Annotated in this window: 15 protein-coding genes; 12 read left to right on the top strand and 3 right to left on the bottom strand. The window is 64.4% G+C overall.

Features of this window, described 5'->3' with window-relative positions; all coding sequences use genetic code 11:
- Positions 1-222: 222 nt before the first annotated feature.
- The 5 genes from X265_RS28895 to X265_RS28875 all read left to right on the top strand — a co-directional run bounded on the left by X265_RS28895 (position 223) and on the right by X265_RS28875 (position 6,690).
- Positions 223-2,490, top strand: a complete 2,268-nt coding sequence (locus X265_RS28895; RefSeq protein ID WP_164938838.1) for an acyl-CoA dehydrogenase — start codon at positions 223-225, stop codon at positions 2,488-2,490.
- Entirely contained in the window at positions 2,490-3,773 is a 1,284-nt protein-coding gene (locus X265_RS28890; RefSeq protein WP_128967913.1) for an acetyl-CoA C-acetyltransferase, read from the top strand. Before X265_RS28895 ends, X265_RS28890 begins: the two co-directional genes overlap by 1 nt.
- Before the next feature lie 2 nt (positions 3,774-3,775).
- Positions 3,776-5,872 (top strand): 3-hydroxyacyl-CoA dehydrogenase NAD-binding domain-containing protein, encoded by a 2,097-nt coding sequence (locus X265_RS28885; RefSeq protein ID WP_164938837.1) that lies wholly within the window; start codon positions 3,776-3,778, stop codon positions 5,870-5,872.
- A 7-nt stretch (positions 5,873-5,879) separates the two neighbouring features.
- Positions 5,880-6,290: an acyl-CoA thioesterase gene (locus X265_RS28880; RefSeq protein ID WP_128967911.1), complete on the top strand. Its 411-nt coding sequence runs from the start codon at positions 5,880-5,882 to the stop codon at positions 6,288-6,290.
- A gap of 208 nt (positions 6,291-6,498) precedes the next feature.
- Entirely contained in the window at positions 6,499-6,690 is a 192-nt protein-coding gene (locus X265_RS28875) for a hypothetical protein (protein ID WP_092298786.1), read from the top strand.
- 105 nt (positions 6,691-6,795) lie between these two features.
- Here the strand turns inward: X265_RS28875 and X265_RS28870 are convergent, their stop codons facing one another.
- A complete protein-coding gene (locus X265_RS28870) occupies positions 6,796-7,248 on the bottom strand; it encodes a nuclear transport factor 2 family protein (protein ID WP_128967910.1) in 453 nt (150 codons plus the stop codon).
- Between the two features lie 154 nt (positions 7,249-7,402).
- Here X265_RS28870 and X265_RS28865 point away from each other — a divergent pair, with 154 nt between their 5' ends.
- Together X265_RS28865 and X265_RS28860 are read left to right on the top strand one after the other, a co-directional pair.
- On the top strand, positions 7,403-8,077 hold the full coding sequence (locus X265_RS28865; protein WP_128967909.1) for an HAD family hydrolase: 675 nt from the start codon (positions 7,403-7,405) through the stop codon (positions 8,075-8,077).
- Positions 8,078-8,167: 90 nt separating this feature from the next.
- Positions 8,168-9,013, top strand: a complete 846-nt coding sequence (locus tag X265_RS28860; protein WP_128967908.1) for a DeoR/GlpR family DNA-binding transcription regulator — start codon at positions 8,168-8,170, stop codon at positions 9,011-9,013.
- A gap of 4 nt (positions 9,014-9,017) precedes the next feature.
- Here X265_RS28860 and X265_RS28855 read toward each other — a convergent pair whose 3' ends face one another.
- On the bottom strand, positions 9,018-9,434 hold the full coding sequence (locus X265_RS28855; RefSeq protein ID WP_128967907.1) for a type II toxin-antitoxin system VapC family toxin: 417 nt from the start codon (positions 9,432-9,434) through the stop codon (positions 9,018-9,020).
- Complete coding sequence (locus X265_RS28850) at positions 9,434-9,685, bottom strand: type II toxin-antitoxin system prevent-host-death family antitoxin (protein WP_128969447.1); 252 nt, start codon at positions 9,683-9,685, stop codon at positions 9,434-9,436. The genes X265_RS28855 and X265_RS28850 overlap by 1 nt, the downstream gene beginning before the upstream one ends.
- 267 nt (positions 9,686-9,952) lie before the next feature.
- Here X265_RS28850 and glpD point away from each other — a divergent pair, with 267 nt between their 5' ends.
- From glpD to X265_RS28825, 5 genes are read left to right on the top strand one after another with little or no spacing between them, the layout of a single operon-like run.
- Complete coding sequence (glpD, locus tag X265_RS28845) at positions 9,953-11,503, top strand: glycerol-3-phosphate dehydrogenase (protein ID WP_128967906.1); 1,551 nt, start codon at positions 9,953-9,955, stop codon at positions 11,501-11,503.
- Positions 11,500-12,576: an ABC transporter ATP-binding protein gene (locus X265_RS28840; RefSeq protein ID WP_128967905.1), complete on the top strand. Its 1,077-nt coding sequence runs from the start codon at positions 11,500-11,502 to the stop codon at positions 12,574-12,576. Before glpD ends, X265_RS28840 begins: the two co-directional genes overlap by 4 nt.
- A gap of 12 nt (positions 12,577-12,588) precedes the next feature.
- Positions 12,589-13,674, top strand: a complete 1,086-nt coding sequence (locus X265_RS28835) for an ABC transporter ATP-binding protein (protein ID WP_128967904.1) — start codon at positions 12,589-12,591, stop codon at positions 13,672-13,674.
- Positions 13,674-14,576: a carbohydrate ABC transporter permease gene (locus tag X265_RS28830; protein WP_128967903.1), complete on the top strand. Its 903-nt coding sequence runs from the start codon at positions 13,674-13,676 to the stop codon at positions 14,574-14,576. Before X265_RS28835 ends, X265_RS28830 begins: the two co-directional genes overlap by 1 nt.
- Complete coding sequence (locus X265_RS28825) at positions 14,576-15,382, top strand: carbohydrate ABC transporter permease (RefSeq protein WP_092298756.1); 807 nt, start codon at positions 14,576-14,578, stop codon at positions 15,380-15,382. Before X265_RS28830 ends, X265_RS28825 begins: the two co-directional genes overlap by 1 nt.
- The last annotated feature ends 9 nt before the right edge of the window (positions 15,383-15,391 follow it).

Genomic DNA, 15,391 nt, shown 5'->3' with positions numbered 1-15,391 from the left:
CAATTTCGCATCTTAGCTCGCGCAAGAGGCGCGCCCCGGAATGACGTGGGGAGAGATTGCGCCCCATGCTTCCCGGAACTGCCAGCACGCCCCGGCCGTTATGGTCGCCAGGGCGGTCGCCCGGCCGCGTCAATTCGCATCACTTTGCGCGTGAGATGTTCACCGCCCCCGGCCAGTTTCCGCTAAAATGCCCGCTATCCGCGCCGATGCATGAGGTCCGCCATGAGCTTCCGCCGCGACACCATCACAAAGCCGATCTTCGCTCTCGCACGCGGCGTGCTGCCGGCGATGTCCGACACCGAGCGCGAAGCCCTGGAGGCCGGTGATGTCTGGTGGGATGCCGATCTCTTCACGGGCAATCCCGATTGGTCGAAGCTGCTGAAAATCCCGCAGGCGAAATTGACCGATGAGGAGGAGGCCTTCCTCAACGGTCCCGTCGACGAACTCTGCGCCATGCTCGACGAGTGGAAGATCTTCTGGGAATGGCGCGACCTGCCGCCGGACGTTTGGCATTTCATCAAGCGTGAAAAATTCTTCGGCATGATAATCCCGAAGGGGTTTGGCGGCCTCGGCTTTTCGCCCTATGCGCATTCGGAAGTCGTCCGAAAAATCTCGACCCGCTCGATCGCCGCGGCCGTCACGGTGATGGTGCCGAACTCGCTCGGGCCCGGCGAGCTCTTGATGCGGTTTGGTACGAAAGAGCAGCAGGAGCGCTGGCTGCCGCGTCTCGCCGACGGTCGTGACATTCCCTGTTTCGGGCTCACCAGCCCGGAAGCGGGCTCCGATGCCGCTTCGATGGTCGACACCGGCATCATCTGCAAAGGCGATTTCGACGGGCGCGAGGTCACAGGCCTACGGCTCAACTGGCACAAGCGCTACATCACGCTCGGTCCCGTCGCGACGCTGCTCGGTCTCGCCTTCAAGGCCCATGATCCCGATCATCTCGTCGGCGACCGGGAAGACCTCGGTATCACCGTCGCGCTGATCCCGACCAACCTGCCCGGCGTCGAGATCGGCCATCGCCATCTGCCCTCGATGCAGGTATTCCAGAATGGCCCGAACCGGGGTCGCGACGTCTTCATCCCGCTCGATTATGTGATCGGCGGCAAGGAGCGGCTCGGGCAGGGCTGGAAGATGCTGATGACGGCGCTTGCCGCCGGCCGCGGCATCTCGCTGCCGTCGCTCTCCGCCGCGGGCGCCGCCTATGCCGCGCGCACCACCGGCGCCTATGCCCGCATCCGCGAGCAGTTCGGCATCTCCATCTCGAAATTCGAGGGCGTCGAGGAGCCGCTCGCCCGCATCGTCGCCACCGCCTACCAACTCGACGCCGCGCGCCGGCTGACCTGCGCGGCGCTCAACGCCGGCGTCCACCCCGCCGTGATATCAGGCATCATGAAGCTGCATGCGACCGAACGGATGCGCACCGCGGTCGACGACGCCATGGACATCCATGGCGGCAAGGCCGTGATCGACGGGCCGCAAAACTATCTCGGCAATCTGCACCGCGCCGTGCCTGTCGGCATCACGGTCGAGGGCGCCAACATCCTCACCCGCAATCTCATCGTGTTCGGGCAAGGCGCGATCCGCGCGCATCCCTATCTGCTGGAGGAAATGAACGCGCTTGCCGATACCGACCGCGAGCGCGGGCTCTCCGCTTTCGATAAGGTATTCTGGAAACATGTCGGCCATAGCTTTAAGACCCTGTTCCGGGCCTTCGGCCGGAGTTGGACCTTTGGCGCCTTCGCGCTGGCGCCCGAAGCGGGCGATGCCACGCCATTCTATCGCCAGCTCTCGCGTTATTCCGCGGCGTTTGCGCTCTGCGCCGACATGGCGCTGCTGACGCTCGGTGGCGCGCTCAAGCGCAAGGAGATGCTGTCGGCGCGCTTCGGCGACATCCTCTCCGAGCTGTACTTGCTCTCCGCTGCGCTCAAGCGCTGGGAGGACGAGGGCCGGCAGAAGGAGGATTTTGTCGCGCTGGAATCGTGCATGGCGAGCGGCTTCAAGACCATCGAGATCAGGCTGGCCGAAATCCTCGCCAATCTGCCCAATCGCTTTGTCGCGGTGATCCTCAAGCTCGTGGTTCAGCCCTTCGGGACGCGCGTGCTCGGGCCGTCCGATCGCGTCGTGCACCACTGCGCAAGCCTCGTGCTGGAGCCGTCTGCGGCGCGCGAGCGTCTGACGCCGGACCTCGCCTATGTCGACGACGACAGCGGCTTCGCCCGGCTGGAGCGCGCGTTCAGGCTTGTCGCAGCGAGCGACGCCATCGCCAGGCGTATGCGGGCCGCGCATATCCGCGACTGGAAAGACGCCGTCACCAGAGGCGTGATCACGCAGGCCGAAGGCGAGCAGCTGGCAGCCGCTCATGAAGCGGTCGCGAAAGTCATCGAAGTCGACGATTTTGCGCCGGAAGCGCTGTCACCGATTTACAAGAAATCCGGCGACGTGCATCAGTTCTTCCAGGAACTCGGTGAACAGAGGGTGGCGAGCTGATGGCACGACCGGTTTTCATCGTCGACGGCAGCCGGACGCCGTTTCTGAAGGCACGCTCCGGCCCGGGGCCGTTCACGCCTGTTGATCTCGCCGTGCAGTGCGGGCGGCCGCTGCTGGCGCGTCAGCCGTTTTCGCCCGAAGATTTCGACCAGGTGATCCTCGGCTGCGTCAACGTCATCGCCGACGAGATGAACCCGGCCCGTGTTGCCGCGCTCCGGCTTGGCATGGGCGAGGACATGGTCGCCTTCACCGTGCAGATCAATTGCGGCTCCGGCATGCAGTCGATCGACACCGCCTACCGCTACATCCGCGAGGGCCATGCCGACCTGATCCTGGCCGGCGGCACCGAGGCGCTGAGCCACGCACCGCTGGTCTGGCCGAATTCCGGCGTGCGCTGGTTCGGCGGCCTTGCCAGCGCCAAAGGCGTGGCCGCGAAGCTGGCCGCAGCCTTCAAGCTGCGGCCACGCGATCTCAAGCCGATCATTGGCCTCGAGCGGGGGCTGACCGATCCCGTCACCGAATTGAACATGGGCCAGACCGCGGAGGTCGTCGGCCACCTCTTCGGTATCACCCGCGCGCAATCCGACGCCTACGCCGCCGAGAGCCATCGCCGCCTCGCGCATGCGCAGGCCGAAGGCTATCTGAAAGGCGAGGTCGAGACGGCGTTCTCCCGTGACGGAAAATTCTTTGACCATGACGATGGCGTCCGCCCGGACTCGACAGCCGAGACGCTGGCAAAGCTCCGGCCGGTGTTCGAGCGTCCCTGGGGCCAGGTCACGGCCGGGAATTCTTCGCAGATCACCGACGGTGCCTCCTGGGTGATCCTCGCCTCCGACGCGGCTGTTGCCAAGCACAAGCTGACGCCGAAGGCCGCGATCGTGGACAGCAACTGGGCCGCACTCGATCCCAGCATCATGGGACTCGGTCCTGTGATGTCAGTCACGCCGCTGCTTCAGCGCAACGACCTCACCATCAAGGACGTCGAGACCTGGGAGCTGAACGAGGCCTTTGCCACCCAGGTGCTCGGCTGTCTCGCCGCCTGGAATGACGAAAAGTTCTGCCGCGAGATATTGGGGCTCGACGGCCCAGCCGGCGAGATCGACCGTGAAAAGCTCAACGTCGATGGCGGCGCGATCTCGCTCGGCCATCCCGTCGGCACTTCCGGCAATCGCATCGTGCTGCATCTCGTCAACGCGATGAAGCGGCTTGGCACGCGGCGTGGGATTGCCACCGAGTGCATCGGCGGCGGGCTCGGCGGCGCCATGCTGATCGAGGCGGTGTAACCATGGATTCAAAGATCATGACCGCGCTCGGCGACCGCGTGCTCTCGCTCGGGCCCCGACCCGCAGCCGACGGTCCCTACAGGCACTTCAAGCTGACGCGCGATGCCGACGGCCTCGCGTGGCTGCTGTTCGATCGCGCCGATGCCAGCGCCAACACGCTGTCCTCCGACGTGATGGAGGAGTTCGACGCCGTGCTCGCGGCGATCGAGACCGAGCGGCCTGCGGGCCTCGTGATCCGCTCGGCAAAACCGTCCGGCTTCATCGCCGGCGCCGATGTCAACGAATTCCGCGGCGCGAGCGACGCCGAGATGGTGGAGACACGCATCCGCGCTGCGCACGCGGTGGTCGACCATCTGGAAGCTTTGAAGCTGCCGACGCTCGCGGTCATCCACGGCTTCTGCCTCGGCGGCGGGCTCGAAGTCGCGCTCGCCTGCCAGTCGCGCATTGCCATCGCCGGCGCACGCTTCGGCTTCCCGGAGGTGATGCTGGGTCTGCATCCCGGGCTCGGCGGCACCGCGCGCTTCAGCGCGTTGGTCAATCCGACCCAGTCGATGTCCCTGATGCTGACGGGCCGCACCATCGATGCGCGCCGCGCCAAAGCGCTCGGCCTCGTCGATGCCGTCACGGAGGAGCGCCATGTCCGGGACGCCGTGAGGGACGTCGTGTTCGGACGCCTGAAGCGGGCCAAGCCCGGACTGCTCACGCGCGCGGCCAATCTCGGCCCCGTGCGCGGGCTGCTCGCCAAGCGCATGCGAAGCGAGGCGGCAAAGGCGGCGCCGAGTGAGCATTATCCGGCGCCCTATGCGCTGATCGACCTGTGGGAGACGCATGGTGGCAGCAAGGCCGCGATGCTTAAGGCGGAGCAGGCGTCCTTCGCCAAGCTGATGGTGACGCCGACGGCGCAGAATCTGATCCGCGTCTTCTTCCTGCGCGAGCAGATGAAGAAGGCGGCAGGCAGCGGGAATGCAATCAAGCATGTCCACGTCATCGGCGCGGGCGCCATGGGCGGCGACATCGCGGCTTGGGTCGCCGGGCAGGGCTTTCGCGTCTCGCTCGCCGATATGAAGCCCGAGCCCATCGCGGGCGCGATCAAGCGCGCCGCCGACCTCTACGGCAAGATCATCCGCAAGCCGACCGAGGTGCGCGATGCGCTCGATCGCCTCATCCCTGATATGGACGGCGAGGGCGTCCGCAACGCCGATCTCGTCATCGAGGCGGTGCCGGAAAAGCTCGACCTGAAGCAGAAGGTCTATGCCAGCCTCGAGCCGAAGATGAAGCCGGGCGCGATCCTTGCGACCAACACGTCGAGCATTCCACTGCAGGATCTGCGCACCACGCTGGCGCGCCCGGAGCGGCTGATGGGCCTGCACTTCTTCAATCCGGTGTCGCGGCTGCAACTGGTTGAGGTCGTTAGCCATGACGGCAACCACCCGCAGGTGCTGAAGCAAGCGCTTGCCTTCGTCGGTGCGATCGACCGCCTGCCGCTCTCCGTGAAGAGCTCGCCCGGCTTCCTCGTCAACCGTGCGCTGACGCCCTATATGCTGGAAGCGATTGTGATGCTGGACGAGAAGACCGACCAGCGCCTGATCGATGCCGCGGCCGAGCAGTTCGGCATGCCGATGGGCCCGATCGAACTGGCCGATCAGGTCGGGCTCGACATCTGCCTCGACGTCGGCGACATGCTGCGCACCAAGTTCGGTGACCTGCTGCCGCCGACGCCCGCCTGGCTGCGCGAAAAAGTCGCCAGGGGCGAGCTCGGCCGCAAGACCGGCAAGGGCTTTTACACCTGGAAGGACGGCAAGGCCGAGAAGGCGCCGCTGCCCGAGACCGGTCCTGGTGTCACCGACCAGATGATCGACCGCCTGGTGCTGCCGATGTCCAACGTCTGCGTCGCGGCTCTGCGCGAAGGCATCGTCGACGATCCCGATGCGGTCGATGGCGCCATGATCTTCGGCACCGGCTACGCGCCGTTCCGCGGCGGTCCACTGAACTATGCGCGTGCACGCGGCGTGGAGAATGTCGTATCGACCTTGCGCACGTTGGCCGAACGATTCGGCGAGCGTTTCGCGCCCGATCCGGGCTGGGACAATTTCAAGTGAGACCTGCATGAGCGAAAAGTCCGACATCGAGCCGAGCGGCGATCTCTGCATCCGCACGCTGGCGATGCCCGCCGACACCAACGCCAATGGCGACATCTTTGGCGGCTGGCTGCTCAGCCAGATGGACGTCGGCGGCGGCGTGTTTGCATCCAAAGTCGCGAAGTCGCGCACCGTCACGGTCGCGATCGAGGCAATGAATTTTCGCAAAGCCGTCTATGTCGGCGATCTCGTCTCGGTTTACGCGAACCTCGTGCGGGTTGGCCGTACCTCGATGACCGTACATCTCGAAGCGTGGGCGCTCCGGCGCGGAGAAGAGCATCCGTTCCTCGTCACCGACGGAAATTTTACCTACGTCTCGATCGACGAGCATGGTCGGCCGCAAGAGGTGCGTTCGATCGCCGCGCCGATCGCGACGTAATCGCGCGCGGCACTCTGTCCCATCTCGGCAACATGTGCGGCGCCGTCGAGTCCACGCGTCGCTTCTTTGCCAACAACGGGTCATAAAACGGATGAGGTCCCGGCGTACTCGATAGCGCGTCGATTCGGGGTGGAAACCGGTTGATTTGCCCTCAGGAACCTTTGGGCAGACTGACCGTTATTTGCCCGCACTGAGGAATCCACGGGACATGCCGGACAGCTACATCATCGAAGTGAATTCAGAGACCGCGGGCATCGTGGTCCGCGGTCAGGGAGGCTACCGCTTCTTCGCCTCGTCCCAGCAATTCAATCGTCTTGAAGGCCAGCTCTTTCGCAACGCCCGCGAAGCCGAGCGCGCCGCCCGCAAGCTGGTGAACGGCGATGTGAAGGAGGCGGCGTAAGCGCCCGCTCGGTCATTCCGGGGCGCGCGTAGCGCGAACCCGGAATCCATCTTGCTGCGAAATTGCCGAGCCCGCGCTACGCGCGCCCCGAAATGACGGTCTTGTTCACAATTTCGTCGCGGCGCGCGACAACAGCTTCCAGTCGTCGCCTTGCTTCAGCCAGTTCATCAGGATGTGAAGATTGGTCGGCAATTTTTTCCCATCGGCCGCCATCTCCTGTTCCGCGATCCAGTGGAAGCGCACGATCGCCGCGGGGCCGACGACCTTGATGGTCGGGTCCTTGTACTCGATCGAGAGGAATTTCGATTTGCCGTCGGTCGCGTTGGCGATGAAGGTCGCCTTGTCCTCCACCTTGCCGCTGGAATGGCTATAGCTGAGAGCGTCCCAGCACAGCGCGCCGAGCGCCTTGGGATCGGCCGCGATCTGGGCGAGGCGGAAGGCCTCGACCTTCTTCGCCACGGCGTCTTCGTCCGCGGAAGCCGCCAGCGCCGGCGTCGAGAGGGCAAGCGCGGAGACGGCCAGAGTCGAGAGAGCCAGATCGCGTCGGTTGATCGTCATCGTTTCCTCCTTTTTGATCTTGCACGAAGTCTTGCAGCCGGGCGCGGCTTTGTCGAGTGGCGCGTGGTGGTCATGCGTATGCGTCATTGCGCGCGCGAGGCTCTATTGATACGTCTTCGGCATTGATGCGCGGTGCATTCGGGAAAGTACTGACATGATCGAGACGCTGGGCAGGGCGTTGCTGTTCGACATCGACGGCACGCTTGCCAATACGGACCCTCTGCACTTGAAAGCGTTCAACCAGGTCCTCGGTCCGCGCGGCCATGTCTTCGACCACGCGCGCTTCTCGAAGGAGTTACAGGGCTTCGCCAACGTCTCGATTGGCGAGCGCTTTCTGCCAGACGAGAGCCTGGAGCGGCGTGCCGCGATCCTCGACGAGAAGGAAGAAGTGTTTCGCAATTTGGTTGCGGGGCAGATCGAGCCGTTGCCGGGCCTGATGGCGCTGCTCGACCGTGCCGACGAGGCCGGTATTCCCATGGTCGCCGTCACCAACGCGCCGCGTCTCAATGCCGAGCTGCTGCTCTCCGGCCTCGGCATCACGCGTCGTTTCAAGGCGCTCGTGATCGGCGAGGAACTGCCGCACGGCAAGCCGCATCCGCTGCCCTATCAGGAGGGGTTGCGCTTCGTCGGGGCCAGCGCGGCCGCCTCGATCGCGTTCGAGGATTCCCGCTCCGGCGTTCAGTCCGCCACCGCCGCCGGGATTCCGACGATCGGCATCCGGACCAGCCTCAGCGATGCCGACCTCGTTGGCGCAGGCGCGGTCGCGTCCGCAAGCGCCTTCGACGATCCCTTGCTGCTCGCGCGGCTCGCGCGCGCGATGGCGTGGTGAGATTTTCATCCACTAACCGTGATCGGCATCCGCATTGACCGCGCGGGCGAGAAGCCGCACCATGCATCGTTCTGATTTGAGGCCATTGCCGTGACCGGATTGACCCATCGCCAAGCCGAGATCCTCAACATCGCCCGCGCCTCCGGCCGCGTCATGGTGGAGGAGCTGGCGCGCCGCTTCGAGGTTTCGGCGCAGACCATCCGCAAGGACCTCAACGATCTCTGCGAGCGCCGTTCGCTCACCCGCATCCATGGCGGCGCGATCATCGCCTCCGGCGTGGAAAACCTCGCCTACGAGGCGCGCCGCTTCGTCGCCGCCGACGAGAAGAAGGCGATTGGGGCCGCCGCCGCCTCGCTGATCCCGAACGGCTGCTCGCTCTTCATCAACATCGGCACCACGACGGAGGAGGTGGCGAGCGCGCTGACCTCGCATGAGGATTTGCTGGTCATCACCAACAATCTCAACGTCGCCATGCTGCTTTACCGCCATCCCCGCATCGAGGTGGTGGTGGCCGGCGGCACGGTGCGGCGGGCCGACGGCGCCGTGGTCGGCTCGACCGCGACGCAGCTGATCGGCCAATTCAAGGTCGACTACGCCATCATCGGCGCGTCCGCGATCGACGAGGAGGGCGCGCTGCTCGACTTCGACTATCGCGAGGTGCAGGTGGCGCAGGCCATCATCGCCAATGCCCGCAGCGTCATGCTGGTCGCCGATTCCACGAAGCTTCGCCGTAGCGCGCCGGTCCGCATCGCGCATATGACGCAGATCCAGACCTTCGTGACCGATCAGGAGCTGCCAGAGCGCCTCGCCACCATCTGCCACAGCAAGGGCATTGAAGTGGTGGAGGCGATGCCGAAGGGCGCTGACGTCGACGAGACCCAGGCCGAGGCGCAGGATGCCGCGCCAGATGCAGCACCGGTGGTGCGGCTGCGCTAAAAGGCTAGACGCCGTCCCACGGGTTGAGCAGCGGCACGCCCGTCGGTTCGAAATCCTCCACATTGCGCGTGACAACCGTGAGGCCGTGAACAAGCGCTGTTGCCGCGATGAGAGCGTCGCGTTCAGCCAGCGGATTGGGAACGTGAAGTTGCGCGCAGCGCTGTGCCACGGCCATGTCGATGGCCAGTATCCGGCCCTCGAAGCGAACCAGCACTTGAGCGTCGATCCACTTGCGCAGGATGGCACCTTGTGCCGCGTCCTTGCGCTGGATCAGGCGCGCGCCAAGTTCGATCTCGAGAACCGAGATAACGGATATGAAGAAATTCGTAGCAGGAATTGCATTGGCCCAGGCAACGACATTGCCATCGGCTTTATCCGGTCGCCGGAGCTCGGAAATGACCTTGGTGTCGAGCAGAAACATCAATCGAGGTCGGCGGGCTTCAAGATCCCACCGGCTACGCGAGGCGGATCGAAATCAAAGTCCGCACTTGTTTGCGGCAAGGCCTCGGCAAGACTCATGTGTCCGCCGCTCAGACGCAAATAATCCTCGATCGTTAGCAGCACATGAGCCGGGCGGCCGCGATCCGTAATGAAGACAGGTCCTTGCGCAGCAGCTTTTTTTGCGCCGCTGGTGTCTTGATTGAATTCTCGGCTGGTGAGGGTGATCACGATCGTCAGCACTCCAGGTTGCCGCGTCTACAGTCACGCAAAATATATGTAGCTACGTTGCTACATTCAGGATCGTGAGCGAGCATGCCTTGCGGTTGCACGCGATGCCTCGGAAATTGGCCCTCTACCCGCCGATTTCCGCGTCACTTTGCCGGGGAAAAAGTTCCACTTTCATTTCCTTTCGTCTCTCTTTCGTCTTGCTTTCGTTTTCCGGTGTGATCTAATCAAAAACGAAAGTAGCCGCGCGACTGAACGGGCGGTTTCCGGGGGATGCGTCTGTTGGAGTGTATTTTCGACCTCGCCATCATTGGAGGCGGTGTTAACGGTTGCGGGATCGCGCGTGACGCGGTGGGCCGCGGCAACACTGTTTTCCTGTGCGAAATGAACGACCTGGCGAGCGGGACGTCGTCCTGGTCGACCAAGCTGGTGCATGGCGGCCTGCGTTATCTCGAATATTACGAGTTCCGCCTGGTCCGCGAGGCGCTGATCGAGCGCGAGATTCTCTGGGGCATCGCTCCTCACATCATCCGCCCCTTGCGTTTCGTTTTGCCGCATCACGCCGGTCTGCGTCCGGCCTGGCTGCTGCGGCTTGGCCTGTTTCTCTATGATCACATCGGCGGCCGTCATCTCCTGCCGGCGACCCGCTCGCTCGATCTCAGGCGCGACGAAGTGGGCAAGCCGCTGATCCCGAATCGCTATGCCCGCGCGTTCGAATATTCCGACTGCTTCGTCGATGACGCTCGCCTCGTCGTGCTCAACGCACGTGACGCCGCCGACAAGGGCGCCGAGATCCGCACCCGCACCCGCGCCACCGAGATTCGTCAATCCGACGGGATATGGACCGTCAGTATGGTCGACACGCTGACCGGCGCGCGCTCGCAGATTCAGGCCCGCGCGCTGGTCAATGCCGGCGGGCCCTGGGTCGAGGACGTGCTCGGTCGCGGCGCTGGCGTCAACGCGAAAGCAAAGGTGCGCCTGGTGCAAGGCTCGCACATCGTGGTCAAGAAGCTGTACGACCATGACCGCGCCTACATGTTCCAGAACGCCGACGGCCGCATCATCTTCGTCATCCCCTATCAGGACGACTTCACGCTGATCGGCACCACCGATCGCGACTATGCCGGCGACCCGGCCAAGGTGAAGGCGACGCCGGAGGAGATCGAGTATCTCTGCAAGGCCGCGAGCGAGTATCTCGCCAAGCCCGTGACGTCGGAGGACGTGGTCTGGACCTATTCCGGCGTGCGACCGCTTTATGACGACGGTGCCAGCGAGGCCAAGGCTGCGACCCGCGATTACGTGTTCGAGCTCGACACGCCGGGTGGCGTGCCGCTGCTGTCGATCTATGGCGGCAAGATCACCACCTATCGTCGCCTTGCCGAAGAGGCACTGGAACGGCTTGCGCCCTATCTTCGCAGTGCGAAAGCGCGCGAGGGTTGGACCGGCAAATGGCCGCTGCCCGGCGGCGACATGGACGTATCGGCTGTCGATGGCTTGATCGCCGAGCTTCAGCGCGGCTACCCTTTCCTCAGCCATGAGCATGCGCGGCGGCTCGCACGCGCCTATGGCACCCGCGCCATCAAACTGCTCGGCGACGCCAAGTCGGCCGCCGATCTCGGCCAGGTCTTTGGCGCAACTCTGACCGAACGCGAGGTTCGCTACCTGATGACCAATGAATGGGCGGTGACCGCCGAGGATATCGTCTGGCGCCGCTCCAAGCTCGGTCTGCGACTATCTGCCGACGAAATTGCGTCCCTGGACGACTGGATCAGGGCCCACGCCGTGTCGCAAAGTCCACTGCTGGAAGCAGGAGGACGCTCATGAGCGTGACACTCGATCACGTGACCCGGACCGTCGATGGGGTCCAGCACATCCGCGACGTCTCGCTGACGCTCGAGAGCGGCACGCTCAACGTGCTGCTCGGGCCGACGCTGTCGGGCAAGACCTCGATCATGCGGCTGCTCGCCGGCCTCGACAAGCCGACGTCGGGCAAGGTGCTCGTCAACGGCAAGGACGTCACCGGCGCCGACGTGCGCCAGCGTTCGGTCGCGATGGTCTATCAGCAGTTCATCAATTACCCCTCGCTCACGGTCTACGAGAACATCGCTTCGCCCCTGCGCGTGCAGGGCAAGCCGCGCGAGGAGATCGAGACGCGGGTGGCGGAAGCCGCGAAATTGCTGCGGCTCGAGCCGTTCCTGAAACGCACGCCGCTGCAGCTCTCGGGCGGCCAGCAGCAGCGCGCCGCGATCGCGCGCGCGCTGGTCAAGGATGCCGATCTCGTGCTGCTGGACGAGCCGCTCGCCAATCTCGATTACAAACTGCGTGAGGAGCTGCGCGCCGAATTGCCGCGCATCTTCGAGGCCTCGGGCGCGATCTTCGTCTATGCCACCACCGAGCCGACCGAGGCGCTGCTGCTCGGCGGCAATACGGTTTGCATGTGGGAAGGGCAGGCGCTCCAGATCGGCGAGACCACCAACGTCTACCGCCGGCCCCAGACCCTGCGCGTCGCCCAGGTCTTCTCCGACCCGCCGCTCAATCTCGTCGGTATCGAGAAGAAGAACGGCTCCGTGCAATATGCCGGCGGCACCTCCTCGCCGGCCTCGGGCCTCTATTCGTCGCTCGCCGACGGTGCCTATCGCGTCGGCTTCCGCGCACATCAGCTTGGACTCGCCAATGGCGAGGCCGATCGTCACGCCTTCCAAGCCACGGTGACGGTGACCGAGATCACCGGTTCGGAGAGTTTCGTGCATTTGACCCGCGACGGATCGAACTGGGTTGCGGTGCTGCACGGCGTGCACGAGTTCGAGCCCGGCCAGACGCTGGACGCCGTGCTCGATCCCAATGACGTCTTCGTCTTCGACGCGGCTGATCGCCTCGTCGCGGCGCCCGGTTCTTGAGGGAGATGCGCGATGGCTCGCATTGACCTCGTCGATCTCGCTCATTCCTACGGCGGCAACGATGCGCCGCAGGAAACCTTTGCGCTGAAGCCGGTCACCATGACCTGGCGGCAGGGGGGCGCCTATGCGCTGCTCGGCCCGTCAGGCTGCGGCAAGACCACGCTGCTCAACGTCATCTCCGGCATCATCACGCCGTCGCGGGGGAAAATCCTGTTCGACGGGGTGGACATCACACCGCTGTCAACCCAGAAGCGCAACATCGCCCAGGTGTTCCAGTTTCCGGTGATCTACGACACGATGACGGTGGGGCAGAACCTGGCGTTTCCGCTGAAGAACCGCGGCGTGCCGAAGGCCGAGATCGACAAGCGCGTCGCCGAGATCGGCCGCCTGCTCGACCTCGAGCCCTATCTGAATCGCAAGGCGACGCGGCTGACCGCCGACGCCAAGCAGAAGATCTCGCTCGGCCGTGGCCTGGTCCGCTCCGACGTCGCCGCCGTGCTGTTCGACGAGCCACTGACGGTGATCGATCCCGAGCTCAAATGGCAGCTTCGTTCCAAGCTGAAGGCGCTGCATCGCGAGCTGGACCTCACGATGATCTATGTCACCCACGACCAGACCGAGGCGCTGACCTTCGCCGACACCGTCGTCGTCATGCATGACGGCCGCGTGGTGCAGAGCGGCACGCCGGCCGAGCTGTTCGACAAGCCCGCCCACACCTTCGTCGGCTATTTCATCGGCTCGCCCGGCATGAACATCCTGCCGGCCGAGGTGAAGGGGCGCGAAGCCAGGGTCGGCGACCATGTCATCGCGCTGAACCGCAGCTACGACAACCTTCCGGCAGGCGCCAAGATCGAAATCGGCGTACGTCCGGAATTCGTCGAGGCGGTTGCGCCCGCAGCCGGCCTGCTCACCGCAAAAATCGATCGTATCGACGACCTCGGCCGCATCCGCTTCGCGCGCGTGCGCGTGGGCGAGGCCAAGATCGCGGCACGTGCGCCGGCCGGCTTCACCGGCTCCGACGGCAATGCCGGGCTGAAATTCAATCCCGCGCACATCCACGTCTATGCCGACAGCCTTCTGGTGGAGGGAGCCGCCTGATGGACAAGACCGTCAACCAAAAAGCCTGGTTCCTGGTGCTGCCGGTGTTCCTGGTCGTCGCTTTCTCGGCGGTGCTGCCGCTGATGACGGTGGTGAACTATTCGATGCAGGACACCTTCGGCAACAACCAGTTCTTCTGGAACGGCGTCGGCTGGTTCAAGGAGCTGCTCGATCCCTCGACCGATCTCGGCGGCCGCTTCCTGGCCTCGCTCGGCCGGAATCTGTTCTTCTCGCTGGTGATCCTCGCCATCGAGGTGCCGCTCGGCATCGTCATTGCGCTGTCGATGCCGCGTCAGGGCTGGACCGTCGCCGCCTGCCTGGTGACGCTGGCGCTGCCGCTGCTCATTCCGTGGAACGTGGTCGGCACGATCTGGCAGATCTTCGGCCGCCCCGACATCGGCCTGCTCGGCTATGTCCTCAACCACATCGGGCTCGACTATAATTACGTGTCCAACGACATCGATGCCTGGGTTACCGTCATCGTGATGGACGTCTGGCACTGGACGAGCCTCGTCGCGCTGCTCTGCTATGCCGGCCTGAAATCGATCCCGGAGGCTTATTACCAGGCCGCCCAGATCGATGGTGCGTCGCGCTGGGCGGTGTTCAAGGCGATCCAGCTGCCGAAGATGAACCGCGTGCTGCTGATCGCGGTGCTGCTGCGCTTCATGGACAGCTTCATGATCTACACCGAGCCATTCGTCGTCACCGGCGGCGGCCCCGGCAACTCGACCACGTTCGTGTCGATCGAGCTCGTCAAGATTGCGCTCGGCCAGTTCGACCTCGGCAAGGCGGCCGCGCTCTCGCTGGTCTACAACCTCATCATCCTGATCGTCTGCTGGATCTTCTACACCGTCATGACCAATGCCGGCAGCGAACGGAAACCCCAGGAAGGAGCCGCGTGATGCACTCGATTCCCGGCCGCCGCCTCATCATGGGGCTGTTCCTGATCTTCCTGATGCTGCCGATCTACTGGCTCGTGAACATGAGCTTCAAGACCAACGGCGAGATCATTTCGACGATGACGCTGTGGCCGCATGCGCCGACGCTGCAGCATTACAGGCGCATCTTCACCGACGAGAGCTGGTATTCCGGCTATATCAACTCGCTCGAATACGTCGTCATCAATACCATCATCTCGATCTCGGTGGCTTTGCCGGCCGCCTACGCGTTCTCGCGCTACCGCTTCCTCGGCGACAAGCATCTGTTCTTCTGGCTGCTGTCGAACCGCATGGCGCCGGCCGCAGTCTATGCCCTGCCGTTCTTCAACCTCTATTCGGCGATCGGGCTGTTCGATACGCCGTGGGCGGTCGCGCTTGCGCACTGCATCTTCAACGTGCCGCTGGCGGTGTGGATCCTCGAAGGATTCGTCTCCGGCGTGCCGCGCGAGATCGACGAGACCGCCTTCCTCGACGGCTATTCCTTCCCGCGCTTCTTCATCAAGATCCTGGTGCCGCTGATCGCAAGCGGTATCGGCGTCGCCGCGTTCTTCTGCTTCATGTTTTCCTGGGTCGAGCTGCTGCTGGCGCGGACGCTGACCTCGGTCAACGCCAAGCCGATCGCTGCGGTCATGACCCGCACGGTCTCCGCCGCCGGCATGGACTGGGGCTTGTTGGCGGCTGCCGGCGTGCTCACGATCATCCCGGGCGCACTCGTGATCTGGTTCGTCCGCAACTACATCGCGCGCGGCTTCGCGCTCGGCCGGGTGTAGGAGGTTTTC

Origin of the sequence: Bradyrhizobium guangdongense (assembly GCF_004114975.1) — a bacterium.
In the GTDB taxonomy this organism is placed as follows: domain Bacteria; phylum Pseudomonadota; class Alphaproteobacteria; order Rhizobiales; family Xanthobacteraceae; genus Bradyrhizobium; species Bradyrhizobium guangdongense.
This window is presented reverse-complemented; position numbering and strand designations above follow the sequence as displayed.

What these genes read in the sequence shown, in the direction of transcription:
- X265_RS28835 (WP_128967904.1), top strand. Translation starts at nt 12,589, where the DNA reads ATGGCTCGCATTGACCTCGTCGATCTCGCTCATTCCTACGGCGGCAAC.
- X265_RS28875 (WP_092298786.1), top strand. Translation starts at nt 6,499, where the DNA reads ATGCCGGACAGCTACATCATCGAAGTGAATTCAGAGACCGCGGGCATC.
- X265_RS28830 (WP_128967903.1), top strand. Translation starts at nt 13,674, where the DNA reads ATGGACAAGACCGTCAACCAAAAAGCCTGGTTCCTGGTGCTGCCGGTG.
- glpD (WP_128967906.1), top strand. Translation starts at nt 9,953, where the DNA reads ATGCGTCTGTTGGAGTGTATTTTCGACCTCGCCATCATTGGAGGCGGT.
- X265_RS28825 (WP_092298756.1), top strand. Translation starts at nt 14,576, where the DNA reads ATGCACTCGATTCCCGGCCGCCGCCTCATCATGGGGCTGTTCCTGATC.
- X265_RS28890 (WP_128967913.1), top strand. Translation starts at nt 2,490, where the DNA reads ATGGCACGACCGGTTTTCATCGTCGACGGCAGCCGGACGCCGTTTCTG.
- X265_RS28895 (WP_164938838.1), top strand. Translation starts at nt 223, where the DNA reads ATGAGCTTCCGCCGCGACACCATCACAAAGCCGATCTTCGCTCTCGCA.
- X265_RS28840 (WP_128967905.1), top strand. Translation starts at nt 11,500, where the DNA reads ATGAGCGTGACACTCGATCACGTGACCCGGACCGTCGATGGGGTCCAG.
- X265_RS28870 (WP_128967910.1), bottom strand. Translation starts at nt 7,248, where the DNA reads ATGACGATCAACCGACGCGATCTGGCTCTCTCGACTCTGGCCGTCTCC.
- X265_RS28880 (WP_128967911.1), top strand. Translation starts at nt 5,880, where the DNA reads ATGAGCGAAAAGTCCGACATCGAGCCGAGCGGCGATCTCTGCATCCGC.
- X265_RS28855 (WP_128967907.1), bottom strand. Translation starts at nt 9,434, where the DNA reads ATGTTTCTGCTCGACACCAAGGTCATTTCCGAGCTCCGGCGACCGGAT.
- X265_RS28885 (WP_164938837.1), top strand. Translation starts at nt 3,776, where the DNA reads ATGGATTCAAAGATCATGACCGCGCTCGGCGACCGCGTGCTCTCGCTC.
- X265_RS28865 (WP_128967909.1), top strand. Translation starts at nt 7,403, where the DNA reads ATGATCGAGACGCTGGGCAGGGCGTTGCTGTTCGACATCGACGGCACG.